We start from the raw sequence: 24,807 nt of genomic DNA, 5'->3' as shown, positions 1-24,807 counted from the left end.
TGAGGCCCGAGAGGCCAGCCCCCAATCAACTGAAGGAACCCACCATGCAAGACTGGCAACACTCGGTGATCTACCAGGTCTACCCCAAAAGCTTCCACAGCCACGCGGGTAACGCCACCGGTGACCTGCTGGGCATCGTGGACAAACTCGACTACCTCCAATGGCTGGGCGTGGATTGCCTGTGGATCACGCCGTTCCTGCGTTCGCCGCAACGCGACAATGGCTACGACATCAGCGACTACTACGCCATCGACCCCAGCTACGGCACCATGGCCGACTGCGACCTGCTGATCAGCGAAGCGGCCAAGCGCGGCATCAAGCTGATGCTGGATATTGTGGTCAACCACACCTCCATCGAACATGAGTGGTTCCAGCAAGCGCGCAGCAGCCTCGACAATCCGTACCGCGACTTCTACATCTGGCGCGACCAGCCGAACAACTGGGAGTCCAAGTTCGGCGGCTCGGCCTGGGAATACGAAGCGCAAACCGGGCAATACTTCCTGCACCTGTTCGACCACACCCAGGCCGATCTCAATTGGGATAACCCCCAGGTGCGCGCCGAGGTGTTCAAGTTGATGCGCTTCTGGCGCGACAAGGGCGTGGGCGGTTTCCGCCTGGACGTGATCAACCTGATCTCCAAGCCTGCCGATTTTCCCGAAGACAACAGCGATGGCCGGCGCTTCTACACCGACGGCCCGAACGTGCACGAATACCTGCAGGAAATGCACCGCGAAGTCTTCGAAGGGCACGACCTGATCAATGTCGGCGAGATGTCCTCCACCAGCCTGGAGCACTGCGTGCGCTACTCACGGCCGGAGTCGAAAGAGCTGTCGATGACCTTCAACTTTCATCACCTGAAAGTCGATTATCCGAACTTGCAGAAGTGGGTGAAGGCCGACTTCGATTTCCTGCAACTCAAGCAGATCTTTTCCGACTGGCAACTGGGCATGCAGGCCGGTGGTGGCTGGAACGCATTGTTCTGGTGTAACCACGACCAGCCCCGTGTGGTCTCGCGCTTTGGCGATGACGGCGAGCACCGCGTGGTCTCGGCCAAGATGCTCGGTACTGCGTTGCACTTCCTGCAGGGCACGCCGTTTGTGTACCAGGGTGAAGAACTCGGCATGACCAATCCGGGTTTCGACAACATCTCGCAGTACCGCGATGTGGAGACCCTGAACATCTTCCGTCTCAAGCGCGATGCCGGAGAGTCCGAGGCTTCGAGCATGGCGGCGATCATGCAGAAGTCCCGCGATAACAGCCGCACGCCGATGCAGTGGAGCAACGAAGCGAATGCCGGTTTCAGCACGGGAGAACCGTGGATCGGCATTCCGGCCAACGCGGCGCACGTCAACGTTGCCAACCAGCTGGATGATCCGGATTCGGTGCTGCATCACTACCGTGCGCTGATCGCTCTGCGGCGCCACGAGCCGCTGATTCAGGCAGGCGTTTACCGCCAACTGCTGCAAGACCATCCGCAAGTCTGGGCCTATGTGCGCGAAGGCCATGGCGAGCGCTTGCTGGTGCTCAACAACTTCTACGGCGAGCACTGCGAAATCCAGTTGCCGGAAACGCTCATCACCGCGGCGACTGAGCAACGCCTGCTGATCAGCAACTACCCCGACTGCCCGCGTCGTTCGAACCGGGTGGTGTTACGCCCCTATGAATCGTTCGTGCTGCACCTCAAGGATTGAGACCGGCTGGAACCCCTGTATGGGAGTGCAGGGGCGCTTCAAAAAACATAATAAAAAAAGTGGAGTGCTTCATGAAAACAACAATCAAGCTGGGCCTTATTGCGTCGTGTCTCACTGCCCCCTTTGCCGCTCAGGCCCTGGAGTTCGCCGGCTACCTGCGCAGCGGCGCGGGCACTTCGACCGGCAGTGGCAAACAGCAGTGCTTTCAATTACCGGGGGCGCAAACGAAATATCGTTTGGGGAATGAATGTGAGCAGTACGCCGAGTTGGAATTGCGCCAGGACCTGCTCACCCTGGATGACGGTTCGGTGTTGAGCGTCGATGCCATGGCGTCCCTCTACAACCGGTACGACCGTGCCCTGAAGTTCCAGGGCGAGGACAACGGCTCGGCACGTATGCCGCAGATGTATGCGCAGTGGTCCAACCTGCCCAGCCTCAATGGCGGTTCGCTGTGGGCGGGGCGGCGTTACTACAAGCGTAACGATATCCATATCTCCGATTTCTACTACTGGAACCAGAGCGCCACGGGCGGTGGCGTCGAGGACGTATTGATCGGCGACCTCAAATACAGCTACGCGATTTCCCGCAAGGACAATCTGTACCAGAAGGAATACGCCACCCGTCACGACTTCAACGTGGCGGGCTTCAAGACCAACCCAGGCGGCGAGCTGGAGTTCGGCTTGAGCTACATCGACAAAGCGGGCGGCCGCGACGCTCACAGCGGATGGGCGATCACGGCGCAGCATGTGCAAAAACCTTTCCTGGGTGGCAAGAACAAATTCGCCCTGCAATACGGTGAAGGCCCCGGCACCGGCCTCGGTTATACCGGCGATACGGCGCTGGACAAAAGCAGCAAGAGCTACCGCGCCGTGGAGTTTTTCGACTGGCAGGTGACCCCGCGCTTCGGCGGGCAGGTCGAAGCGGTGTACCAGAAAGACATCCGTCCCGGCAGCCAGGACCAGACCTGGATGTCCATCGGCGTGCGCCCGGCGTATGCGATCAGCGAACAATTCAAACTGGTCACCGAGCTTGGCCATGATCAGGTCGAGGCCAGCGGTGGCACGCGCAAACTGAGCAAATTCACGTTTGCGCCGACCTGGTCGCCTAAAGGCCCGGACTTCTGGGCGCGACCGGAGGTGCGCTTGTACTACACCTATGCAAGCTGGAACGAGGCGGCCAAGCGTGCGGCGAATGAACTGGCGGCGGGTTCGGCGTTGTCCGACACCGGCGCCTACGGCACGGCACGGCATGGCTCGAATGTGGGTGTGCAAGTCGAATACTGGTGGAAATAGCGTGGCCCCATGTGAGAGGGGGCTTGCTCCCGATAGCGGTATATCGAGTGGCAAATGTGCAGGCTGAACCACTGCCATCGGGGGCAAGCCCCCTCCCACATTTGATTCCTGTCACTGATGGGATTAGCTCCCACCCAATGATTTTTAAAGAACAAGACAGCAGGTGAAGTCATGACCACAACTCAACCCCTGGAACTGCTGGCGCCCTTGTCCGGTGTCCTGCTGGCGCTGGATCAGGTGCCCGATCCGGTGTTTGCCAGTCGCCTGATCGGCGACGGCCTGTGCATCGACCCGACCTCGCAGACCCTCTGCGCGCCGTTGGCCGGGGTTATCAGCAATATCCAGGACAGTGGGCATGCCGTCAGCGTGACCGACGACAATGGTGTCCAGGTGCTGCTGCATATTGGCCTGGATACCGTAAACCTGGCGGGGCAGGGCTTCACCCGACTGGTGCAGGAAGGCCAGCGGGTGCTGCTGGGGCAGCCGCTGATCGAATTCGATGCCGACTACTTGGCGCTCAATGCGCGTAGTTTGCTGACCCTGATGTTGGTGGTCAGCGGCGAACCCTTCACGCTCCTGGCTAACGGACAAGTGGAGGTGGGCCAGCCGCTGCTGCGGGTTTCAGCCTCTCAACCCGCTGATGAGGAGGTTGAAGAGGAGGGCGAGGCGCTGTTCTCCAAGCCGTTGACCTTGCCTAATGCCAACGGCCTGCACGCCCGCCCTGCGGCGGTGTTGGCCCAGGCGGCGAAAGGGTTTAAGGCGAGCATTTACTTGCACAAGCAAACCCAGAGCGCCAATGCCAAGTCATTGGTGGCGATCATGGCGCTGCAAACCGTACAGGGCGATACCTTGCAGGTGAGCGCTGCTGGTGAAGATGCCGAGGCAGCGATCAAGGCGCTGGTGACGTTGTTGAATGAGGGCTGTGGTGAGGCGGGCGTGGCGACGGTCGAGGTGGCTGAGCCGTCGGCGCCTGCGGCGTCATCGACAGTGCTGCGCGGCGTTTGTGCCTCGCCAGGGTCGGCGTTTGGCCAAGTGGTGCAGGTGGCCGAGCCTGAACTGACGATCACCGAAGCCGGCGCTGGCGAAGCGCTCGAGCGCGCGGCCCTGGACCGTGGCCTGCTGGCGGCGACCGTCGCCCTGCAAAGGTTGCAAGACAACGCGACAGGCAGTGCCCAGGCCGAGATTTTCCGCGCCCACCAGGAGTTGCTCGAAGACCCGAGCTTGCTGGAACAAGCCCACGACCTGCTGGCGCAAGGCAAGAGCGCTGCGTTTGCCTGGCACAGTGCCACGGTGACCACCGGCAAATTATTCCAGGGCCTGGGCAGTACATTGCTCGCCGAGCGTGCGGCTGACCTGGCCGATGTCGGCCAGCGCGTCTTGAAGTTGATCCTCGGCATTCAGGACCGCGCCTGGGATTTACCCGAGCGCACGATCCTGATCGCCGAACAACTGACCCCCTCGCAAACCGCCAGCCTGGACACGCACAAGGTGCTCGGCTTTGTCACCGTCGGCGGTGGCGCGACCAGCCACGTCGCAATTCTTGCGCGGGCGTTGGGGTTGCCGGCGATCTGCGGCGTGCCGGTGCAGGCACTGGCGCTGGCCAACGGCAAGCAGGTGCTGCTCGACGCCGACCAAGGCGAACTGCACCTGGAGCCGAACCTGGCTGAAATCGAACAGTTGGAAGCGGCGCGCCAGCAGCAAGTGCTCAGGCGTCAGCGTGACGTGGCGCAGGCGGCTTTGCCGGCCACTACCCGCGACGGCCATCACGTCGAAGTCACGGCTAACGTCGCCTCGTTGCAGGAGGTAGAACAATCCCTGGCCCTCGGTGGTGAGGGCGTCGGGCTGCTGCGTTCGGAGTTTCTGTACCTGGACCGCAACCGTGCACCTAGCCCGCACGAACAAGCCGGCACCTACGCCGCCATTGCCTGTGCCTTGGGCACAGAGCGCAATCTGGTGGTACGCACTCTGGATGTGGGCGGCGACAAACCATTGGCCTATATACCGATGGACAGCGAGGCCAACCCCTTTCTCGGTTTGCGCGGTATTCGCCTGTGCCTGGAGCGCCCGCAGTTGTTGCGTGAACAGTTGCGCGCGATCCTTGCCAGTGCCGGTTTCGCACGCCTGCACATCATGTTGCCGATGGTCAGCCTGCTGTCGGAGTTGCACCTGGCCCGCACGATGCTTCAGGAAGAAGCGCTGGCGCTCGGGCTCACCGAGCTGCCGAAGCTGGGCATCATGATCGAAGTGCCGTCTGCCGCCTTGATGGCTGATGTGTTTGCGCCGCATGTGGATTTCTTCTCCATCGGCACCAACGACTTGACCCAATACACCCTGGCCATGGACCGTGACCACCCGCGCCTGGCCAGCCAGGCCGACAGCTTTCACCCAGCGGTATTGCGTTTGATCGCGACCACCGTCAAGGCCGCCCACGCCCACGGCAAGTGGGTAGGGGTGTGCGGCGCGTTGGCGTCCGAGGCGCTGGCGGTGCCGGTGTTGATTGGCCTGGGGGTGGATGAGCTGTCGGTCAGCGTGCCGTTGATCCCGACCATCAAGGCCACTGTGCGCGACCTGGACCTGGCTGACTGCCAGCTCATCGCCCGACAGGTACTGGGCCTGGAAGAAGCCGCCCAAGTACGTGAAGCCCTGCGCCTGTACCACGCGGCTACCGTTGAAACCTCACCTGTTGTGGAGCACTGAGCATGTTCGAGAAAATACAGCGGGCGTTCTGGAAAGCCCTGACCCCGGATCTGGTTGCCGAGACGGCCACTGCGCCGACGCAGAGTCTGTTGTCGGCCGAAGTGCTGAGCGCATTGGGTGGGGCCGATAACCTCAAGTCGCAGCAGCGTGTGGCGCTGACGCGGGTGCGGGTACAGTTGCAGGATGTGGGACGCCTGGATGAGATGAGGTTGAAGGCGGCGGGTGTGCCTGCCGTGATGGTGTTGGCGGGTGGGGTGGTGCATCTGCTCACCGGCTTATAGCCAAGTGAAGATCCAAGTGTGGGAGGGGGCTTGTCCCCTCCCACATGGCTGTTTGCAACGTTCTTATAGCTGCGGGGTGTCTTCCGGCGGCTTGGTTTTGTCGATACCCGGCACGTGCAGGTTGCCCTCGACCACCTGGTTGCCCTCCAGCTGCGGCTGGGTTACCCAGGTCAGGATGTCGTAGTAACGGCGGATGTTCGCCACAAAATGCACCGGCTCACCGCCGCGGGCATAGCCGTAGCGGGTCTTGCTGTACCACTGCTTCTGCGAGAGGCGCGGCAGCATCTTTTTCACATCCAGCCACTTGTTCGGGTTCAGGCCGTCGCGCTTGGCCAGGGTGCGCGCATCTTCCAGGTGGCCGGTGCCGACGTTGTAGGCGGCGAGGGCGAACCAGGTGCGATCGGGCTCGGCGATGCTGTCGTCCAATTCATCCTTGATTCTCGCCAGGTACTTGGCACCGCCCATGATGCTTTGCTTGGCGTCCAGCCGGTTGGACACGCCCATGGCCTGGGCGGTGTTCTGGGTCAGCATCATCAGGCCGCGCACGCCGGTCTTGGAGGTGACGGCCGGTTGCCACAGGGATTCCTGATAGCCGATGGCCGCCAACAGGCGCCAATCGACTTTTTCTTCCTTGGCGTAGGTGCGAAAGTGTTTTTCGTACTTGGGCAGGCGCTGCTGCAGATGCTGCGCGAAGGTGTAGGCGCCGACATAGCCGAGCACATCGACATGCCCGTAGTAGCGGTCTTTCAGGCGCTGCAGGGTGCCGTTCTTCTCGACCTTGTCCAGGTAGCTGTTGATCTCGTTGAGCAGGCTGTTGTCATCACCCGCCGCCACGGCCCAGCTCTGGTTGCTGGCGTTGCCCAGGTCAAACGCCACGCGCACATTGGGGAAATACACCTGGTTCATCGCCACTTCGTTGGAGTCCACGAGGGTCAGGTCGATCTGACCCTCGTCCACCATGCGCAGCAGGTCGACCACTTCAACGGCGTCGGATTCTTCGTATTCGATTGCAGGATTTTGCTTTTTAAGCGCCGCCAGTTGTTCGGCGTGGGTGCTGCCCTTGAGCACCATGATCTTCTTGCCGACCAGGTCCGCCGCGTTGGTCGGGCGCGACTGGCCGTTGCGGTAGATGATCTGCGGGGTCACTTCAAGATAAGGATGGGAGAACCGCACCTGTCGCTGGCGCTGTTCACTGCTGACCAGGCCGGCGGCGGCGAGCACCGGGCCTTTGGGTTTGCCCAGCTGGCCGAACAGGTCGTCGAGATTGTCGGCGGTCTCGATTTCCAGCTTCACCCCCAGTTCGTCGGCAAAGCGCTTGACCAGTTCGTACTCGAAACCGGTTTCACCGTTGCGATCCTGGAAATAAGTCGCCGGGCTGTTTCGGGTAACCACCCGCAACACACCATCCTCCTTGATTCGCTCGAGCGTGCTGGGTTTATCAACACAGGCGCTGAGCAGCAGGAAGAGTCCGGTGACGAAGAGCCATTTGGCGCATCGCTGGCGCAAAGCAGTTGGGGAGAACATTGGCGCAGTATACGCAAACGGCCCTCGGCGCCATATCTCGACAGCAGGGGACTTGTCTGCTAGCGCCCGTAAAACCGGGCTGCAGCCCGCAGAAACGCGGGTTGGCAAAGGTTTATGACGGTTAAAATAACTGCATGCGCGGCCCGGCAAAACGCCCCGGGAGCGTGCATTACCTGCCAACTGACGTTCGGCAGCGGCCGGCCGTAGCGTTTCGGGTGCCGTTGGCGGCGGTTTACGCTAGAATGCACGGCCTCAAAGCACACCCCCTTCCCGAGGCTGTCCCGAAGATGTTGATCCTGCGCGGCGCTCCTGCCCTTTCTGCCTTTCGCCACAGCAAACTCCTTGAGCAACTGAGCCAGAAGGTTCCAGCTGTTACAGGCCTGTATGCTGAATTTGCTCACTTCGCCGACGTTACCGGCGTCTTGACCGCCGACGAACAGCAAGTGCTCGCACGCCTTCTGAAGTACGGCCCCAGCGTTCCCGTTCAAGAGCCGACCGGCCGCTTGTTCCTGGTTCTGCCGCGGTTCGGCACCATCTCGCCCTGGTCGAGCAAGGCCAGCGATATCGCCCGCAACTGCGGCCTTTCGAACATCCAGCGCCTGGAACGCGGTATCGCTTTCTACGTCGCCGGCCAGTTCAGCGAGGCCGAAGCCGAGCTGATCGCCAGCAGCCTGCACGACCGCATGACCCAGATCATCGTCAGCCAGCTGGAACAGGCTGCCGGCCTGTTCAGCCATGCCGAACCCAAGCCGCTGACCGCGATCGACGTGCTCGGCGGTGGCCGTGCCGCCCTCGAGAAGGCCAACACCGAACTGGGCCTGGCCCTGGCCGAAGACGAGATCGACTACCTGGTCAACGCCTTCAACGGCTTGAAGCGCAACCCGCACGACATCGAACTGATGATGTTTGCCCAGGCCAACTCCGAGCACTGCCGTCACAAGATCTTCAACGCCAGTTGGGACATCGACGGCGAAAGCCAGGAAAAAAGCCTGTTCGGCATGATCAAGAACACCTACGTGATGCACAGCGAAGGCGTCCTGTCGGCTTACAAGGACAACGCCTCGGTGATCGTCGGCTCCGTCGCCGGCCGTTTCTTCCCGGACCCTGAAACCCGCCAGTACGGCGCGGTGCAGGAGCCGGTGCACATCCTGATGAAGGTTGAAACCCACAACCACCCGACCGCGATTGCCCCGTTCCCGGGCGCAGCCACCGGTTCCGGCGGCGAGATCCGCGACGAAGGCGCCACCGGCCGTGGCGCCAAGCCAAAGGCGGGCCTCACCGGTTTCACCGTGTCGAACCTCCAGATCCCGGGCTTCGAACAGCCGTGGGAAGTGCCGTACGGCAAGCCTGAGCGCATCGTCAACGCACTGGACATCATGATCGAAGGCCCGCTGGGCGGCGCGGCGTTCAACAACGAGTTCGGGCGTCCGGCGCTGACCGGCTATTTCCGTACCTTCGAACAATCCATCACCACCCCGCGTGGCGATGAAGTGCGCGGTTATCACAAGCCGATCATGTTGGCCGGCGGCATGGGCAACATCCGTGAAGAACACGTCAAGAAAGGCGAGATCCTGGTCGGCTCCAAGCTGATCGTGCTCGGTGGCCCGGCGATGTTGATCGGCCTGGGCGGCGGCGCGGCTTCCTCCATGGCCACCGGCACCAGCTCGGCGGACCTGGACTTCGCCTCCGTACAGCGCGAAAACCCGGAGATGGAGCGCCGCTGCCAGGAAGTCATCGACCGTTGCTGGCAGTTGGGCGACAAGAACCCGATCAGCTTCATCCACGACGTCGGCGCGGGTGGTCTGTCCAACGCCTTCCCGGAACTGGTCAACGACGGCGACCGGGGTGGCCGTTTCGAATTGCGCAATATTCCAAACGACGAGCCGGGCATGGCCCCGCACGAAATCTGGAGCAACGAATCCCAGGAACGTTACGTGCTGGCCGTTGGCGCCGAAGACTTCGCGCGCTTCCAGGCCATCTGCGAACGCGAGCGTTGCCCGTTTGCCGTGGTCGGTGAAGCCACTGCCGAACCGCAGTTGACCGTGACTGATAGCCACTTCGGCAACAGCCCGGTGGACATGCCGCTGGAAGTGCTGCTGGGCAAGGCCCCGCGCATGCACCGTTCGGCCGTGCGTGAAACCGAGCTGGGCGACGATTTCGACCCAAGCCCCCTGGACCTGGCCGACAGCATCGAACGCGTGCTGCACCACCCGTCCGTGGCAAGCAAGAGCTTCCTGATCACCATCGGCGACCGCACCATCACCGGCCTAGTTGCGCGTGACCAGATGGTCGGCCCGTGGCAAGTTCCGGTGGCCGACGTTGCCGTCACCGCCACCAGCTTCGACGTCTACACCGGTGAAGCCATGGCCATGGGCGAGCGTACCCCGCTGGCCCTGCTGGACGCTCCGGCGTCGGGGCGCATGGCCATTGGCGAAACCCTGACCAACCTTGCCGCGTCGCGCATCGGCAAGCTGTCCGACATCAAATTGTCGGCCAACTGGATGTCCGCTGCCGGTCACCCGGGTGAAGATGCACGTCTGTACGACACGGTTAAAGCGGTCGGCATGGAACTGTGCCCTGAGCTGGGCATCACCATCCCGGTGGGCAAGGACTCCATGTCCATGGCCACCCGCTGGAACGAGAACGGTACGGACAAGAGCGTCACCTCGCCGTTGTCGCTGATTGTCACCGGTTTCGCACCCGTGACCGACATCCGCCAGACCCTGACCCCGCAACTGCGCATGGACAAGGGCACCACCGATCTGATCCTGATCGACCTGGGCCGTGGCCAGAACCGCATGGGTGCCTCCATCCTGGCACAAACCCATGGCAAACTCGGCAAGCAGGCCCCGGACGTCGATGACGCCGAAGACCTGAAAGCCTTCTTCGCCGTGATCCAGGGCCTCAACGCCGACGGCCACTTGCTGGCTTACCACGACCGTTCCGACGGTGGCCTGCTGACCAGCGTTGTCGAGATGGCCTTCGCCGGCCACTGCGGCCTGAACATCGTGCTCGACAGCGTTGCCGAGGCGGCGGCTGAAATCAACGGCATCCTGTTCAACGAAGAATTGGGCGCGGTGATCCAGGTTCGCCAGGACGCTACCCCGGATGTCCTCGCACAGTTCAGCGCCGCCGGCCTGGACGACTGCGTGGCGGTGATTGGCCAGCCGGTCAACAACGGCGAAATCAATATCTCCTTCGATGGCGATACGGTGTTCTCGGGTCAGCGCCGCTTGCTGCAGCGCCAGTGGGCCGAGACCAGCTACCAGATCCAACGCCTGCGTGATAACGCCGACTGCGCCCAGCAGGAATTCGACGTGATCCTGGAAGAAGACAACCCGGGCCTGAGCACCAAGCTCAGCTTCGACGTCAACCAGGACATCGCCGCGCCTTACATCAAGAAAGGCATCCGCCCACAAGTTGCCGTACTGCGTGAGCAAGGCGTCAACGGCCAGGTGGAAATGGCGGCTGCGTTCGACCGTGCCGGCTTCAATGCGATCGACGTGCACATGAGCGACATCCTCGCCGGTCGCGTTGACCTCAATGAGTTCAAGGGCCTGGTCGCCTGCGGCGGTTTCTCCTACGGCGACGTGCTGGGTGCCGGTGAAGGCTGGGCCAAGTCGGCCTTGTTCAACAGCCGTGCCCGCGATGCGTTCCAGGGCTTCTTCGAACGCAACGACAGCTTCACCCTGGGTGTGTGCAACGGTTGCCAGATGATGTCCAACCTTCACGAGCTGATCCCGGGCAGCGAGTTCTGGCCGCACTTCGTGCGCAACCGTTCCGAGCAGTTCGAAGCCCGTGTCGCCATGGTGCAGGTGCAGGAATCCAACTCGATCTTCCTGCAAGGCATGGCCGGTTCGCGTATGCCGATCGCCATCGCTCACGGTGAAGGCCATGCCGAGTTCGCCAGCGAAGAAGCCTTGCTCGAAGCCGACCTGTCCGGTTGCGTGGCCATGCGTTTCGTCGACAACCACGGCAAGGTCACCGAGGCCTACCCGGCCAACCCGAACGGCTCGCCGCGCGGGATCACCGGCCTCACCAGCCGCGACGGTCGCGTCACCATCATGATGCCGCACCCGGAGCGTGTATTCCGCGCCGTGCAGAACTCGTGGCGTCCGGAAGAGTGGAACGAAGACGGCGCCTGGATGCGCATGTTCCGCAACGCCCGCGTGTGGGTGAACTAAGGCTGTGTACAAGCTCGCCTTCTTTGTGCCCGCCAGCCACGTGGAGACGGTAAAGACCGCCGTCTTCGCTGCGGGTGGCGGGCGCATCGGCAACTACGACAGCTGCGCCTGGCAAGTGCCGGGCCAGGGCCAATTCCGCGCGTTGGACGCCAGTCAGCCGTTTATCGGGCAGGTGGGCCAGGTTGAGGTGGTTGAAGAGTGGAAGGTTGAGCTGGTGGTGGCGGATGAGTTGATCGTGGCTGTCGTGGCTGCGCTCAAACTCAGCCATCCGTACGAAACGCCGGCGTATGAGGTGTGGCAGTTAGCGGATTTTTGATTCGCACGCTGCATAAACAAGAAACCCGCTGGGCCAGTTTGGTCAGCGGGTTTTTTGTTGAGGGTGAAATCCCATCGCCGGCGCTTAATCTGGCGTTTGACATCGACAGCACACACCTTTTTCCACTTGTCGGAATACCTCGCGCACCTGTTAACTTTGACAGTTACGGTAGGAGTTCCAGTCATGTTTACTAGCTTTTCATCTAATAGAAAGGAGAAGTGACATGTCAGTTTCTATCATCAGAGTCGCCGATGGGGGAACAGCCATTCCGAACCCCGGCACGACGCCTGCTAGAACGCTCAGAATTGTCGGAGAGTCAACGGTGGCCAATCAATACATCAAGATCACTGATGGCGTTGGCGGGCCCGTTCTAGTGATTTCCAAGGAACCTGTGAATGGTGATTTTTCTCTCGAAGTCTCTAACCTGAAGGCAATGACTTACAATTTCGTGGCTTCGACGCGAGGTGATACACATCATTCGGCGCCATGGGTGGTAACAGTAACGTAGTCACGACCACTGATCATTCCTACCCGTGTGGGTGGGAATGATCAGCTGTCGCCTGAGAAGCTAAGCTCTTGCGTTGACTACACGGCCACTGACCAAGCGTTCCAGTGCCTCACCCAATCCTGAAGCTTTGTCACCAATCAGCAAGTGCCAGATACCGCTATCGAGTTGGCTCACGCCTTGGCAACCCAGCGCAGTCAGGTCCGTTTCCGATAACACTGAATCATCCCCCAACTCCACCCGCAACCGCGTCATCGCCACCGTTTCCAACTGCCGCACATTGGCCCGACCACCCAGCGCATTCAACCATTTCTCGGCTTCCTGCACATTCACCGTCATCGGCTTATCCACAGGCACAACGCTCACCGGCGTATTGGGCACAAACGACGGCATGGCCAGGCGAATCTCATCGGCGATGCTGTCGGCCATCGGCCCGACCACCACCTGCAAACTCCCACCGTTGCCCGGCCGCACGACAGCCATTGCGCCCAGCGCTTTGAGTTGCGCATCCACCGCCTTGTTGCGATCCACCATGTCCAATCGCAGGCGCGTGGTGCAGGCGCCGACGCTCAGCAGGTTCTCTGCGCCGCCCAAGGCCTGGATGTAAGCCGTAGCACGTTGGTTGTCGCTCATGACCTCGGCCTGCACCACCTGGATATCTTCACGCCCTGGCGTCTTCAGGTTGAACCGACGAATGCAGTAATTGAACACGCTGTAATAGATCAGCGCGTAGGCCAGGCCCACCGGGAACACCAACCAGCCGTTGGTGGACTTGCCCCAGCCCAGCACCATGTCGATAAACCCACCGGAGAAGGTAAACCCGAGGTGGATATTCAGCAGATTGGTGACCGCCATCGACAGGCCGGTCAGCACCGCATGGATCAGGTACAGGAACGGCGCCAGGAACATGAACGCGAATTCAATCGGCTCGGTCACCCCGGTCAAGAACGAGGTCAGTGCCATCGACAGGAAAATCCCGCCCATGACTTTACGGCGTTCCGGCAGTGCATTGCGGTACATCGCCAGGCAGGCGGCAGGCAGGCCGAACAGCATCACCGGGAACATGCCGGTCATGAACTGGCCACCTTTGGGGTCGCCGGCGAAATAGCGGGTAAGGTCGCCGGTCACGACCGCACCGGTGGCCGGGTCGGTAAAGCTGCCGAACACAAACCACGCCATATTGTTGAGGATGTGGTGCAGGCCGGTGACGATCAGCAGGCGGTTGAACACGCCGAACACAAACGCGCCGAGGCTGCCGCTTTCCATCAGCAGCACGCCAAAACTGTTGATGCCATGCTGGATGGGCGGCCAGATCAAGCCAAAGATCACGCCCAGCCCGACCGCACTGAACCCGGTCACAATCGGTACGAACCGTCGTCCACCGAAGAACGCGAGGTACTCCGGCAGCTTGATGTCCTTGAAGCGGTTGTACAGCCCGCCGGCCATCAAGCCGCTGGCGATCCCGGCGAGCATGCCCATGTTGATGCTGGTGTCCATCACCTTGAGGGTGGAGATCATCACCAGGTAACCAATCGCGCCGGCCAGACCCGCGGTGCCGTTGTTGTCACGGGCAAAGCCTACCGCGATGCCGATGGCGAAGATCAGCGCCAGGTTGGCGAAGATCGCCTGACCGGCGTCGTGCATCACCGCGATATTCAAAAGATCGGTGTCGCCCAGGCGCAGCAAGAGGCCGGCGATCGGCAAGATCGCAATCGGCAGCATCAGGGCACGGCCCAGGCGTTGCAGACCTTCGATAAAGTGTTGGTACATGGCGTGTCTCCTTTTTTCTTGTTGTTGTCAGCTCAGCGGCCAGTGGTGTTGACAGGCTTGGCGAACCGCCCTGGCGCTGCTCAGGTCGAGCAGGCCCTGGCTCAGTTGCCGGCATTGCGCTGCGTCCAGGTGCCGGACGCGGTCCTTGATTTCGCCGATCTGCAGCGGGCTCACCGACAGCTCGCTGACCCCCAGGCCGACCAATACCGGCGTGGCCAGCGGGTCGGAAGCGAGGGCGCCACACACACCCACCCAACGCCCATGCCGGGCCGCGCCGGCACAGGTCTGGGCGATCAATCGCAGCAGGGCCGGGTGCAAGGCGTCGACCCGGGCGGCGAGGCCGGCGTGGTCGCGGTCCATGGCCAGGGTGTATTGGGACAGGTCGTTGGTGCCGATGGACAGGAAGTCCGCGTGCTCGGCCAGTTGTTCGGCCATCAGCGCAGCGGCCGGCACTTCGATCATCACCCCCAGTTCCGGGCGCGTGGTCAGTTCCAACGTTGTGCATAACTCATCGAGGCGCTGGCGAATCTGCAGCAGTTCGTCGACTTCGCTGACCATCGGCAACAGGATGCGGCAGCGCCCCAACGGGTTGACTTGCAGCAGGGCGCGCAATTGCTGGTCGAGCAATTCGGGGCGCGCCTGCGCCATGCGGATGCCGCGCAGGCCCAGCACCGGGTTGGCTTCCACAGGCAGCGGTAAATAGTCGAGCTGCTTGTCGCCGCCCACATCGATGGTGCGGATAATCACGGACTTATCGCCCATCGCGTCCAGCACGGCTTGATAGGCTTGGCGTTGTTCCTGCTCATCCGGCGCGGTACGGCGGTCAACGAAGAGGAATTCGGTGCGCAGCAGGCCGACGCCGTCAGCGCCGTTGTCAAACGCCACCTGGGCCTCGGCGCTGGAGGCGACATTGGCGGCAATTTCAATGCGTACGCCATCGGTGGTGCATGCCGGTTCCCGGGCCTGTGCCTGTTGCTGCTGGCGGCGGCGTTTGTGTGCGTCGCGAATCTGGTGCACTTCGGCGTGGCGCGCTTCGCTGGGCGCCAGTTCCAGGCGGCCGTTGGCGGCGTCGAGCACGACGCGTTGGCCTTGCGGCACGTCGAGGACTTCGCTGCCCAGCGCGACCACACACGGCAGCCCCTTGCCACGGGCCAGAATGGCGACGTGGGAGGTGGCGCCGCCTTCAGCCATGCAAATGCCGACGGCGTTCTGCGCAGTCAGTTGCAGCAGGTCGGATGGCGTCAGCTCATGGGCGCTGACAATCGCGCCGGCGGGCAGTTCGAAATGCCAGGCTTCGCCCAGCAGCGCACGCAGCACACGTTGCTGCAAATCGCGCAGGTCGTTGGCGCGCTCGGCAAACAGCGGCTTGCCCAGGGCCAGCAGTACGGCACATTGCGCCTGGATTGCGTCGCGCCAGGCGTGGGTGGCGGCGCTGCCCTGTTCGATGGCGGCAGTGGCGGCTTCCAGCAGGGTTGGGTCTTCGAGCAGGGCGAGGTGGGCGGTGAAGATGTCTTCTTCTTCGATGCTCTTGCGCTGGCGGGCGTGGTCCAGCGTACTGCGGATTTCACCGCGTACCTGCTCCAGCGCAGTGTCCAGCCGGCGCAGTTGTTCACTGGCGATGTGATTGCCGCTATCGTGCGGCAGTTCGATGCCGGCCAGGCGGAACAACGGCCCGCAGACCAGCCCCGGCGCGGCGCACACGCCTTGCAGTACGCCGGCTTCGGTGTTGGCCCGACGCGGCGCGGCGACTGCTGGCGCGTGGTGCTCCTCTTTAATGCTGGCGGACAGGGCGGCGACCAACGCTTGCACAGCCGCCTCGGCATCCTTGCCACGACAGGTCACCTGCACCTCATCGCCTTCGCCGATGCCCAGCCCCAACAAGCCGATCAGGCTGTCACACGCGGCGTATTTCTCGCCGAAGCGCAGATGGGCGGTGCTGCTGAAGCCCTGCGCGGTCTTGCGGATCAACGCAGCAGGGCGGGCATGCAAACCGCCACGGTGGGTAATGCGTACGCTGGCGCTGGCCTCCAAGGCGCAGTTATCCACAGCCGCCTCAACCGCTGACGTCGAGCGCGCAGTGATCTGCAGCAACGGCTGGCCGACCTCAACGGTTTGCCCTGCAAGCGCGCGTAGTTCAAAACGCTCGCCATTGGTCAGAATGATCAGGCTGACCAGGCTTTTGCACTGGCGCGCGATGCGGTCCAGATCAAACTGCACCAGCGCCTGGCCCAGTTTCACCCGTGCGCCGTTCTCAACCAACAACGCAAAGCCTTCGCCATTGAGTTCTACCGTGTCGATGCCCACATGCATCAAGATTTCGGCGCCGTTCTCGGCACGGATCGTCAGTGCATGCCCGGTGCGGGCCACATGGATGATCACCCCGTCACACGGCGCGTGCAGGCGATCATTCAGCGGGTCGATGGCAATCCCATCGCCCATGGCGTGGCTGGCGAACACTTCGTCGGGAACGTTGCCCAGGCTCAGCACCGGTCCGCTTAAGGGGGCGCTGAGGGTCAATGCATTATTGTTGTTGGACATGGACACGGTACTCATCAGGAAAACGGTGCACACCACTCAGTGGGTGCGGGTAACTTTGCTCAGGTGACGCGGTTGGTCCGGGTCCATGCCCCGCGCCACCGCCAGGCCGGCGGCCATCACGTAAAAGCTCTGGATCGCCAGGATCGGGTCCAGGCTCGGGTGTTCGGCGCGACTCAGGGTCAGGTCGCGTTCGCCGATATCATCCGGCGCGGCCAGCAACACGCGGGCGCCGCGCTGGCGCATATCGGCGGCCAGGCTCAGCAGGCCGGCCTGTTCGGCGCCGCGGGGGGCAAACACCAGCAAGGGGTAGTTCTTGTCGATCAACGCCATCGGCCCGTGGCGCACTTCGGCGCTGCTGAAGGCTTCGGCCTGGATCGCCGAGGTTTCCTTGAGCTTGAGCGCGGCTTCCTGGGCGATGGCAAACCCGGCACCACGGCCGATCACCATCAGTTGCCGGCAGTCGCGCAGGGCGTCTATCGCCAGGCTCCAGTCCTGCTGGGCGGCGGTACGCAGCTCGTCCGGCAAGGCGCGGCAGGCTTGCAGCAAGGCCTCTTCCTGGTTCCAGTGGCCGATCAGCAGCGCGCTGGCACTCAAGGTGGCGATAAAGCTTTTAGTCGCGGCAACGCTTTGTTCCGGCCCCGCGCACAGCGGCACGTGGAATTCGCAGGCGGCCTCCAGTGGCGAGCCCTCTGCGTTGACCAGCGAAATGCTCAGGGCGCCGCGTTTGCGCAGCAGACGCAGGCTGTTGACCAGGTCCGGGCTCTGCCCCGACTGGGAGAAACCGAACGCGACCTGGCCGCTGACCTTCAACGGCGCCTGCAACAAGGTCACCACCGACATCGGCAACGACGCCACCGGGATACCCACGTGCTGCATGGCCAGGTAGGCAAAGTAACTGGCGGCGTGGTCCGAGCTGCCGCGGGCGATAGTCATCGCCACTTGCGGCGGCTGGCGGCGCAGACGGCCGGCGATTTCTTCCAGCAACGGATCCAGGCGCTGCAGTTGCGCTGCGACGGCGTCACATGAGGCCAGGGCCTCTTCAAGCATTTTTGAAGTCAATGGTTTCTCCTTCGACCATTACGTCGGTCAGATGCAGGGAGCGGTCCAGGCGCACGCAATCGGCAAAACTGCCGGGTTGCAGGCGACCGCGTTCTTCCAGGCCCAGGTAGTCCGCGGGAAACTGCGACAGGCGTTGTGAGGCTTCGCTGATCGGCAGGCCGATTTTCACCAGGTTGCGCAGTGCCTGATCCATGGTCAGGGTGCTGCCGGCGAGGGTGCCGTCGGCCAGGCGTACACCGCCCAGGCATTTGGTCACGGTGTGGCTGCCCAGCTTGTATTCGCCGTCGGGCATGCCGGCGGCGGCAGTGGAGTCGGTGACGCAGTACAGGCAGGGAATCGCACGCAGGGCCACATGCATGGCGCCGGGGTGGACATGCAGCAGGTCCGGGATCAATTCGGCGTACTTGGCGTGGGCCAGCGCCGCACCGACGATGCCCGGCTCGCGGTGATGCAGCGGGCTCATGGCGTTGTACAAATGGGTGAAACTGGTGGCCCCGGCGGCGAGGGCGGCGACGCCTTCTTCGTAGCTGCCCAGGGTGTGGCCGATCTGCATGCGCACGCCGCGCTCGCTGAGGGCACGGATCAGCGCGTCATGCCCGGCGATTTCCGGGGCGATGGTGATCACGCGGATCGGCGCCAGGCGCAGGTAGCCTTCCACTTCGGCCATCAGCGCGGTGTGGGCGAAATTGGGTTGGGCGCCGAGTTTTCCTGGATTGATGTAGGGGCCTTCCAGATGTACGCCAAGCACTCGGGCGGCGCCTGTCGGGCGCTGCTCACAGAACGTGCCGAGCTGGCCAAGCACGCGGGAGATTTCGTCTACCGGCGCAGTCATGGTGGTGGCCAGCAGCGATGTCGTCCCAAATCGCACGTGGGTGCGGGTGATGGTCTCGAAGGCGTCGCTGCCCTCCATGATGTCCGCGCCACCACCGCCGTGTACGTGCAGGTCGATAAAGCCTGGTAGCAGGTACGGCAAATCGTTTTGCGCCGGGTCGCACGGCGTGCCTTCGACGGCGATCACCTTGCCGTGTTCGTGCACCAGGCGGCCGCGAATCCAGCCGCCGGGCGTGAGGATATTGTCTTCGGACATTGGCAGTTCTCTAAGGCCGCAACTCGGCGGCAAAGTCATACCTGCGCAGCTCGGCTACGAAGTCGTAGTAGTCGTTGCGGCAGTAGGTGTCGGTGATTTCAATCGGCGTGTTATCGGCGGTGTAGCCGACCCGAGTCATCAGCAGCATGGCGGTGCCGGGGGCGATGCCCACCAGCTTGGCGAACTCGTCGGAAGCGTTGATCGCCTGGATATGTTGCAGGGCACGCACGATGGGTTTGCCGATGCCTTCGAGGTATTCGTACAGCGAATTGCCGATGGCCTGCGGTTGCGGCAGCACCGAGGCGGGCATCGCGGTCATTTCAATTGCCATTACGGTGTCATCGGCTTTGCGCAAACGCTTGAGGCGCGCCACTTTGTCGGTGGGCGACAGGCCCAGGCGGATCAGCTCTTCATGGGTCGGCGGGGTGATTTCGCGTTCCAGCCATTGGGAGCTGGGCACAAAGCCCTTGAGCCTTAACATTTCGCTGAAGCCCGACAGGCGTGACAGCGGCTGTTCCAGGCGCGGGGTAATAAAGGTGCCGGAGCCCTGGCTGCGGCGGATCAGGCCCTGGGCCAGCAGCACCTCCAGCGCTTTGCGGGCGGTGACCCGTGAGAGGCCCAATTGCTCGCTGAGGACGCGTTCCGATGGCAACGCCTGCTCGGATTTCCACTGGCCGGCGTGGATCGCCGCTTCCAGGTTACGCGCCAGTTGCAGGTACAGCGGCGTGGATTGTTTGTCGTCGGGGCGCAGGGTCTGGATGGCATTCATCTGTCAGGTGTCCGATGCGGTTATTGGAGTGTTGTCGCCCGGTATTGGCCGGAAATTAATACCACTTAAATACCATGTCAATGCGTCAAAAACGGTGCAATCCATGGTTTTAAGGCCATGTAATGGGGCTTGTTATCAAGTGGTATTAGAGAGGTCTGTACCGCGTGCAGAACGGCGCAGCGCGGCGCGGTGAACTGGTATTCACCGGCAGGCGCTGTAGGGGGGCAGGATTTTTTTCGAATTATTTTACGAACGGTGCGAGATTACGGACGAATCTCGATCAGGGTGCCATCTTTGACCAGGTTCCAGACTTCGCGCATGTCCACGTTGCGCATGCCGATACAACCGTCGGTCCAGTCCAGCGTGTGGAACAACTGCTCCGGGTACTCCTCGCTGTCGGGCGTGCCATGGATCATGATCATGCTGCCCGGTTTCACCCCTTCACGGCGGGCGCGGGCGGCGTCGCTGATGTTGGGGTAGGAAATGTGCATCGACAGGTTGAACTTGTCGCTGGTCTTGCGCCAGTCGATCCAGTAGAGGCCCTCCGGCGTGCGGCGGTCGCCCTCGATCAGCTTGGCACCCTTGGGGTTGCGGCCCAGGGAAATGCGGTAGGTCTTGAGAGGCTTGCCGTCGTTGATCAACTGCAACTGACGGGCAGACTTGAGCACCAGGATTTTTTCGACCGGCTTGCCGCCGATGATTTCCACCGTGGAGGCCGAAGACAACGTAGCGAATGACAAGCAGATAACAGCGAGCAACCAACGCATTGAAACGGTTTCCATTGTGGACGATGCCGCCTTGAGTGTTATTTGGCCGGTGGCTTCATGGGCGGCACCGACTCGCTGCGCACCGGGAATACGTGTTGGCGGCGGTCAGCGAAGAAGCATTCTAAGGTACGCCCGACCGTGCGGAAAGCCAGCTCTGACCAAGGGATCTCGGCTTCATCGAACAGCTTCACTTCAAGGCTTTCGGGGCCTGCGGCAAAACCCAGGTCGAGCAGTTCGGCGCGGTAGAAAATATGCACCTGGCTGATGTGCGGCACATCGATCAGGGTATAGATGCACAGGTTGCGTACGCGGGCGCAGGCTTCCTCGAGGGTTTCGCGCGTGGCCGCCTGCTCCACGGTCTCGCCGTTCTCCATGAAGCCTGCGGGCAGCGTCCAGTAGCCCAGGCGCGGCTCGATGGCGCGGCGGCACAGCAGCACTTTGTCGCCCCACACCGGCACCGTGCCGGCGACGATATTGGGGTTCTGGTAGTGAATGGTCGAGCAGTGGTCGCATACATAGCGCAGGCGGCTGTCGCCTTCGGGAATGCGCTGGGTGACCGGTTTACCGCACTGGCTGCAGAAGTTCATGCTGGGGTTCCTGGAGAGTGGGCCTATCTTGGCTTGGCGGGCAGGGCCCTGCAAGTTGTCGTTTCGCGACATGCACCGGGTTTTGGGGTTGGGTGCCTGCCCGCTTTGGTGCATGATGCAAGGTAGCCAACAGACCGAGATGACTCATGCTGGACGAGCTACTTCGCCGGGTAAGCAATCACACTCCCCACACGCTTGAGACTGATGGGCGTTTCCCCGAGGCTGCCGTGCTGGTGCCGATTACCCGCAGTGACGAACCGGAGCTGATCCTGACCTTGCGCGCCAGCGGCCTGTCGACCCACGGCGGTGAAGTGGCTTTTCCCGGTGGGCGCCGCGATCCGGAAGACCCCGACCTGATCTTTACCGCGTTGCGCGAAGCCGAAGAAGAAATCGGCCTGCCACCTGGTCTGGTGGAGGTGATCGGGCCGTTGAGTCCATTGATTTCCCTGCATGGCATTCGGGTCACGCCCTACGTCGGGGTGATCCCGGATTACGTCGAATACCTGGCCAACGATGCCGAGATCGCCGCAGTCTTCAGCGTGCCCCTGGAGTTTTTCCGCCAGGACCCGCGCGAACACACCCACCGAATCGATTACCAGGGACGCAGTTGGTACGTGCCCAGTTATCGGTTTGGCGAATACAAGATCTGGGGCCTGACGGCGATCATGATTGTCGAACTGATCAACCTGCTGTACGACGACGCTCAGATCAGCCTGCACCAACCCCCCAAGAGTTTCATCAACACCTGAGCCACCGCTTGAGTGGCAACGCCGTGAGGACACACCATGAAATATCGCCTGGGCGAAGCCCGCGTCGAGACCCATCCCCACAGCTGGGTGGCGCCCAATGCCACGCTGGTGGGCAAGGTCAAGCTGGAGGAGGGCGCGAACGTGTGGTTCAACGCGGTATTGCGTGGCGACAACGAACTGATCCTGATCGGCAAGAACAGCAATGTGCAGGACGGCAGTGTGATGCACACCGACATGGGCTACCCGCTGACCCTGGGCACCGGCGTGACCATTGGCCACAACGCCATGCTGCATGGCTGCACCGTCGACGACTACAGCCTGATCGGCATTAACGCGGTGATCCTTAATGGCGCCAAAATCGGCAAGCATTGCATCATCGGGGCCAACTCGCTGATTGGCGAGGGCAAGGAGATTCCCGACGGCTCGCTGGTGATGGGCTCGCCGGGCAAGGTGGTGCGTGAGCTGACCGAGGCGCAGAAACGCATGCTCGAAGCCAGTGCCGCGCACTATGTGCATAACGCGCAACGCTATGCGCGTGACCTGGTCGAGCAGGCAGAATGAACCCCGTTGAACGCCCCGTCGCCTCACCGTGCGTGAGCATTTGTGCGCTGGATGATGATGACATTTGCACCGGTTGCCAGCGCACCGTGGATGAAATCACCCGCTGGAGCCGCATGGACAATGCCGAGCGGCGGGTGGTACTCGGGCTGTGCCATGAGCGGGCGAAAGCGAGTGGGTTGGTGTGGATGATGCCCGGCAAATCCGGTGCCTGATAGATCGCTTTCGCGAGCAAGCCCGCTCCCACATTTTGACCGCGTTCCTACAGGATGAACACAGTCAACTGTGGGAGCGGGCTTGCTCGCGAAGAGGCACTCCCAGACGATATGTCTTTATTTGTGTACCCTGTGTGGCATTACCCACAGGTCCCTTCCCATGCTTTTCCTGATCGCCTACATCAGCAGCGTCGTGCTGATCAATTTCGCCTTTTCCACCGCCCCGCACCTGGATGTCATCTGGTCCGCCTGGGGTGGCCTGGTGTTTATCCTGCGCGACATGGTGCAGACGCGCTTTGGTCATGGCGCGATCGTCGCCATGCTGGCGGCGCTGGTGCTGTCATATGTGACGTCCGACCCGGCGATTGCCCTGGCCAGTGCCACGGCGTTCGCGGTGTCCGAGTGTATTGACTGGCTGGTGTTCACCATCACCAAGCGCCCCCTCCACGATCGCCTGTGGATAAGTTCGGCGCTGAGCATTCCGCTCGATACCTTTATTTTCTTCGGCCTGATTGGTGCGCTCACACCGGCGGTGGTGGGGACGGCATTGGTGTCGAAATTTGCCGGGGTTACGGTGGTGTGGCTGGTCATGGCGTGGCGCCTGCGCAAGCGTGCCGTCGCCAACTGAGGCCAATTTTTACAGTTCATGTAAAATGCCGGCCTTTCTCCCCCATGATCCGCTCCCCTGAGGACCTGAGATGACCCGAATCGGAACTCCATTGTCGCCAACCGCGACCCGCGTTTTGCTGTGTGGCTGCGGTGAGCTGGGCAAGGAAGTGGTGATCGAGCTGCAACGCCTGGGCGTTGAAGTGATTGCCGTGGATCGCTACGCCAACGCGCCGGCCATGCAGGTCGCCCATCGCAGCCATGTGATCAACATGCTCGACGGCGCGGCCCTGCGCGCAGTGATCGAGGCCGAGAAACCGCACTTCATCGTGCCGGAAATCGAAGCCATCGCCACCGCCACCCTGGTGGAACTGGAGGCCGAAGGCTTCACTGTGATCCCGACCGCGCGTGCCACCTCGCTGACCATGAACCGCGAAGGCATCCGTCGCCTGGCCGCCGAAGAGCTGGACCTGCCGACCTCGCCGTACCACTTCGCCGATACCTTCGAAGACTACAGCAAGGCCGTTCAGGACCTGGGTTTCCCCTGCGTGGTCAAGCCGGTAATGAGTTCGTCGGGCAAGGGCCAGAGCCTGCTGCGCAGCACTGACGACGTGCAGAAAGCCTGGGATTACGCGCAAGAGGGCGGGCGCGCCGGCAAAGGCCGCGTGATCATCGAGGGTTTTATCGACTTCGACTACGAAATCACCTTGCTGACTGTGCGCAACATCGGCGGCACGACCTTCTGCGCGCCGGTTGGCCATCGCCAGGAGAAGGGCGATTACCAGGAATCCTGGCAGCCGCAAGCGATGAGCCCGATTGCCCTGGCGGAGTCCGAGCGTGTCGCCAAGGCGGTCACCGAGGCGCTGGGTGGGCGTGGCCTGTTTGGCGTGGAGTTGTTCATCAAGGGTGATCAGGTGTGGTTCAGCGAAGTGTCGCCACGCCCCCATGACACTGGCCTGGTGACCCTGATCTCCCAGGACCTGTCGCAGTTCGCGCTGCACGCGCGCGCCATTCTGGGTCTGCCGATCCCGTTGATCCGTCAGTTCGGGCCTTCGGCGTCGGCGGTCATCCTGGTGGAAGGGCAGTCGACCCAGACCGCATTCGCCAACCTGGGCGCCGCACTGAGCGAGCCGGACACGGCGTTGCGACTGTTCGGCAAGCCAGAAGTGAATGGTCAGCGCCGCATGGGTGTGGCGTTGGCGCGGGATGAGTCGATTGAAGCCGCTCGGGCCAAGGCGACCCGTGCTTCCCAGGCTGTGGTTGTAGAGCTGTAATCGCGTACAGATCGTTCCCACGCTCTGCGTGGGAATGCCGCTTGTGACGCTCTGCGTCACGCTTTGGGACGCAGAGCGTCCCGGTCTGCATTCCCACGCGGAGCGTGGGAACGATCATCGACCGCATTCGCCAACCTGGGCGCCGCGCTGAGCGAGCCGGACACGGCGTTGCGACTGTTCGGCAAGCCAGAAGTGAATGGTCAGCGCCGCATGGGTGTGGCGTTGGCGCGGGATGAGTCGATTGAGGCGGCACGGGCCAAGGCGACCCGTGCTTCCCAGGCTGTCGTTGTAGAGCTGTAATCACGTACAGATCGTTCCCACGCTCTGCGTGGGAATGC

The 24,807-nt window shown here is 62.3% G+C and carries 20 protein-coding genes and 1 pseudogene; 13 read left to right on the top strand and 8 right to left on the bottom strand.

The features are described 5' to 3' along the window. Nucleotides 1–44 precede the first annotated feature (44 nt). The 4 genes from treC to DK870_RS27220 all read left to right on the top strand — a co-directional run bounded on the left by treC (nucleotide 45) and on the right by DK870_RS27220 (nucleotide 5,961). Entirely contained in the window at nucleotides 45–1,691 is a 1,647-nt protein-coding gene (gene treC / locus DK870_RS27235; RefSeq protein WP_161550248.1) for an alpha,alpha-phosphotrehalase, read from the top strand. A 71-nt stretch (nucleotides 1,692–1,762) separates the two neighbouring features. Next, the gene (locus tag DK870_RS27230) at nucleotides 1,763–2,983 is read left to right on the top strand and encodes a carbohydrate porin (RefSeq protein WP_060754296.1); all 1,221 of its coding nucleotides are present in this window, start codon (nucleotides 1,763–1,765) and stop codon (nucleotides 2,981–2,983) included. A 171-nt stretch (nucleotides 2,984–3,154) separates the two neighbouring features. Continuing rightward, entirely contained in the window at nucleotides 3,155–5,680 is a 2,526-nt protein-coding gene (gene ptsP / locus DK870_RS27225) for a phosphoenolpyruvate--protein phosphotransferase (RefSeq protein ID WP_161550247.1), read from the top strand. Between the two features lie 2 nt (nucleotides 5,681–5,682). Beyond that, complete coding sequence (locus DK870_RS27220) at nucleotides 5,683–5,961, top strand: PTS transporter subunit EIIB (protein ID WP_104994733.1); 279 nt, start codon at nucleotides 5,683–5,685, stop codon at nucleotides 5,959–5,961. 63 nt (nucleotides 5,962–6,024) lie between these two features. On the opposite strand, the gene mltF is transcribed toward DK870_RS27220, so the two are convergent. After that, on the bottom strand, nucleotides 6,025–7,485 hold the full coding sequence (gene mltF / locus DK870_RS27215; protein ID WP_060754293.1) for a membrane-bound lytic murein transglycosylase MltF: 1,461 nt from the start codon (nucleotides 7,483–7,485) through the stop codon (nucleotides 6,025–6,027). Nucleotides 7,486–7,772: 287 nt separating this feature from the next. On the opposite strand from mltF, the gene purL reads away from it, so the two are divergent. The 3 genes from purL to DK870_RS27200 all read left to right on the top strand — a co-directional run bounded on the left by purL (nucleotide 7,773) and on the right by DK870_RS27200 (nucleotide 12,493). Continuing rightward, the gene (gene purL / locus DK870_RS27210; protein WP_060754292.1) at nucleotides 7,773–11,669 is read left to right on the top strand and encodes a phosphoribosylformylglycinamidine synthase; all 3,897 of its coding nucleotides are present in this window, start codon (nucleotides 7,773–7,775) and stop codon (nucleotides 11,667–11,669) included. Between the two features lie 4 nt (nucleotides 11,670–11,673). Then, nucleotides 11,674–11,985, top strand: coding sequence for an NGG1p interacting factor NIF3 (locus tag DK870_RS27205; RefSeq protein ID WP_161550246.1), 312 nt, complete (start codon nucleotides 11,674–11,676; stop codon nucleotides 11,983–11,985). Between the two features lie 223 nt (nucleotides 11,986–12,208). Then, the gene (locus DK870_RS27200; protein ID WP_060754290.1) at nucleotides 12,209–12,493 is read left to right on the top strand and encodes a hypothetical protein; all 285 of its coding nucleotides are present in this window, start codon (nucleotides 12,209–12,211) and stop codon (nucleotides 12,491–12,493) included. 60 nt (nucleotides 12,494–12,553) lie between these two features. On the opposite strand, the gene nagE is transcribed toward DK870_RS27200, so the two are convergent. The 7 genes from nagE to DK870_RS27165 form a co-directional block, all read right to left on the bottom strand. After that, the gene (gene nagE, locus DK870_RS27195) at nucleotides 12,554–14,260 is read right to left on the bottom strand and encodes an N-acetylglucosamine-specific PTS transporter subunit IIBC (RefSeq protein ID WP_060754289.1); all 1,707 of its coding nucleotides are present in this window, start codon (nucleotides 14,258–14,260) and stop codon (nucleotides 12,554–12,556) included. A gap of 27 nt (nucleotides 14,261–14,287) precedes the next feature. Then, on the bottom strand, nucleotides 14,288–16,798 hold the full coding sequence (ptsP, locus tag DK870_RS27190) for a phosphoenolpyruvate--protein phosphotransferase (protein ID WP_161550245.1): 2,511 nt from the start codon (nucleotides 16,796–16,798) through the stop codon (nucleotides 14,288–14,290). A 36-nt stretch (nucleotides 16,799–16,834) separates the two neighbouring features. Then, nucleotides 16,835–17,857, bottom strand: coding sequence for an SIS domain-containing protein (locus DK870_RS27185; RefSeq protein WP_104994728.1), 1,023 nt, complete (start codon nucleotides 17,855–17,857; stop codon nucleotides 16,835–16,837). Next, the gene (gene nagA, locus DK870_RS27180) at nucleotides 17,838–18,944 is read right to left on the bottom strand and encodes an N-acetylglucosamine-6-phosphate deacetylase (protein ID WP_161550244.1); all 1,107 of its coding nucleotides are present in this window, start codon (nucleotides 18,942–18,944) and stop codon (nucleotides 17,838–17,840) included. The genes DK870_RS27185 and nagA overlap by 20 nt, the downstream gene beginning before the upstream one ends. Before the next feature lie 10 nt (nucleotides 18,945–18,954). Then, nucleotides 18,955–19,713, bottom strand: coding sequence for a GntR family transcriptional regulator (locus DK870_RS27175; RefSeq protein WP_161550243.1), 759 nt, complete (start codon nucleotides 19,711–19,713; stop codon nucleotides 18,955–18,957). 263 nt (nucleotides 19,714–19,976) lie between these two features. Beyond that, nucleotides 19,977–20,480, bottom strand: coding sequence for a murein L,D-transpeptidase family protein (locus tag DK870_RS27170; protein ID WP_161550242.1), 504 nt, complete (start codon nucleotides 20,478–20,480; stop codon nucleotides 19,977–19,979). Between the two features lie 38 nt (nucleotides 20,481–20,518). Continuing rightward, entirely contained in the window at nucleotides 20,519–21,067 is a 549-nt protein-coding gene (locus tag DK870_RS27165) for an NUDIX hydrolase (protein ID WP_161550241.1), read from the bottom strand. Between the two features lie 146 nt (nucleotides 21,068–21,213). Between DK870_RS27165 and DK870_RS27160 the strand changes: the two genes are divergently transcribed. The 6 genes and pseudogenes from DK870_RS27160 to purT (DK870_RS27135) form a co-directional block, all read left to right on the top strand. Further along, nucleotides 21,214–21,816 (top strand): CoA pyrophosphatase, encoded by a 603-nt coding sequence (locus DK870_RS27160; protein WP_060754282.1) that lies wholly within the window; start codon nucleotides 21,214–21,216, stop codon nucleotides 21,814–21,816. A gap of 36 nt (nucleotides 21,817–21,852) precedes the next feature. Continuing rightward, a complete protein-coding gene (locus DK870_RS27155) occupies nucleotides 21,853–22,377 on the top strand; it encodes a gamma carbonic anhydrase family protein (RefSeq protein ID WP_060754281.1) in 525 nt (174 codons plus the stop codon). After that, entirely contained in the window at nucleotides 22,374–22,589 is a 216-nt protein-coding gene (locus tag DK870_RS27150; RefSeq protein ID WP_090368760.1) for a DUF1289 domain-containing protein, read from the top strand. The genes DK870_RS27155 and DK870_RS27150 overlap by 4 nt, the downstream gene beginning before the upstream one ends. Before the next feature lie 160 nt (nucleotides 22,590–22,749). Further along, the gene (locus DK870_RS27145; RefSeq protein WP_090368762.1) at nucleotides 22,750–23,217 is read left to right on the top strand and encodes a VUT family protein; all 468 of its coding nucleotides are present in this window, start codon (nucleotides 22,750–22,752) and stop codon (nucleotides 23,215–23,217) included. A gap of 70 nt (nucleotides 23,218–23,287) precedes the next feature. Then, the gene (gene purT, locus DK870_RS27140; protein WP_161550240.1) at nucleotides 23,288–24,469 is read left to right on the top strand and encodes a formate-dependent phosphoribosylglycinamide formyltransferase; all 1,182 of its coding nucleotides are present in this window, start codon (nucleotides 23,288–23,290) and stop codon (nucleotides 24,467–24,469) included. Nucleotides 24,470–24,589: 120 nt separating this feature from the next. Next, a pseudogene (purT, locus tag DK870_RS27135) lies at nucleotides 24,590–24,769 on the top strand (phosphoribosylglycinamide formyltransferase 2); the annotation flags it as partial. Between the last annotated feature and the right edge of the window lie 38 nt (nucleotides 24,770–24,807).

The organism is Pseudomonas sp. Q1, from assembly GCF_009935975.1.
GTDB lineage: Bacteria > Pseudomonadota > Gammaproteobacteria > Pseudomonadales > Pseudomonadaceae > Aquipseudomonas > Aquipseudomonas palleroniana.
The sequence above is the reverse complement of the archived record's forward strand: the minus strand, read 5'-3'. Positions and strand labels throughout refer to the sequence as shown.

Bases quoted from the DNA above. Each gene is read 5' to 3' on its own strand.
- treC (WP_161550248.1), top strand. From the start codon at position 45: ATGCAAGACTGGCAACACTCGGTGATCTACCAGGTCTACCCCAAAAGC.
- DK870_RS27230 (WP_060754296.1), top strand. From the start codon at position 1,763: ATGAAAACAACAATCAAGCTGGGCCTTATTGCGTCGTGTCTCACTGCC.
- ptsP (WP_161550247.1), top strand. From the start codon at position 3,155: ATGACCACAACTCAACCCCTGGAACTGCTGGCGCCCTTGTCCGGTGTC.
- DK870_RS27220 (WP_104994733.1), top strand. From the start codon at position 5,683: ATGTTCGAGAAAATACAGCGGGCGTTCTGGAAAGCCCTGACCCCGGAT.
- mltF (WP_060754293.1), bottom strand. From the start codon at position 7,485: ATGTTCTCCCCAACTGCTTTGCGCCAGCGATGCGCCAAATGGCTCTTC.
- purL (WP_060754292.1), top strand. From the start codon at position 7,773: ATGTTGATCCTGCGCGGCGCTCCTGCCCTTTCTGCCTTTCGCCACAGC.
- DK870_RS27200 (WP_060754290.1), top strand. From the start codon at position 12,209: ATGTCAGTTTCTATCATCAGAGTCGCCGATGGGGGAACAGCCATTCCG.
- nagE (WP_060754289.1), bottom strand. From the start codon at position 14,260: ATGTACCAACACTTTATCGAAGGTCTGCAACGCCTGGGCCGTGCCCTG.
- ptsP (WP_161550245.1), bottom strand. From the start codon at position 16,798: ATGTCCAACAACAATAATGCATTGACCCTCAGCGCCCCCTTAAGCGGA.
- nagA (WP_161550244.1), bottom strand. From the start codon at position 18,944: ATGTCCGAAGACAATATCCTCACGCCCGGCGGCTGGATTCGCGGCCGC.
- DK870_RS27175 (WP_161550243.1), bottom strand. From the start codon at position 19,713: ATGAATGCCATCCAGACCCTGCGCCCCGACGACAAACAATCCACGCCG.
- DK870_RS27170 (WP_161550242.1), bottom strand. From the start codon at position 20,480: ATGCGTTGGTTGCTCGCTGTTATCTGCTTGTCATTCGCTACGTTGTCT.
- DK870_RS27165 (WP_161550241.1), bottom strand. From the start codon at position 21,067: ATGAACTTCTGCAGCCAGTGCGGTAAACCGGTCACCCAGCGCATTCCC.
- DK870_RS27160 (WP_060754282.1), top strand. From the start codon at position 21,214: ATGCTGGACGAGCTACTTCGCCGGGTAAGCAATCACACTCCCCACACG.
- DK870_RS27155 (WP_060754281.1), top strand. From the start codon at position 21,853: ATGAAATATCGCCTGGGCGAAGCCCGCGTCGAGACCCATCCCCACAGC.
- DK870_RS27150 (WP_090368760.1), top strand. From the start codon at position 22,374: ATGAACCCCGTTGAACGCCCCGTCGCCTCACCGTGCGTGAGCATTTGT.
- DK870_RS27145 (WP_090368762.1), top strand. From the start codon at position 22,750: ATGCTTTTCCTGATCGCCTACATCAGCAGCGTCGTGCTGATCAATTTC.
- purT (WP_161550240.1), top strand. From the start codon at position 23,288: ATGACCCGAATCGGAACTCCATTGTCGCCAACCGCGACCCGCGTTTTG.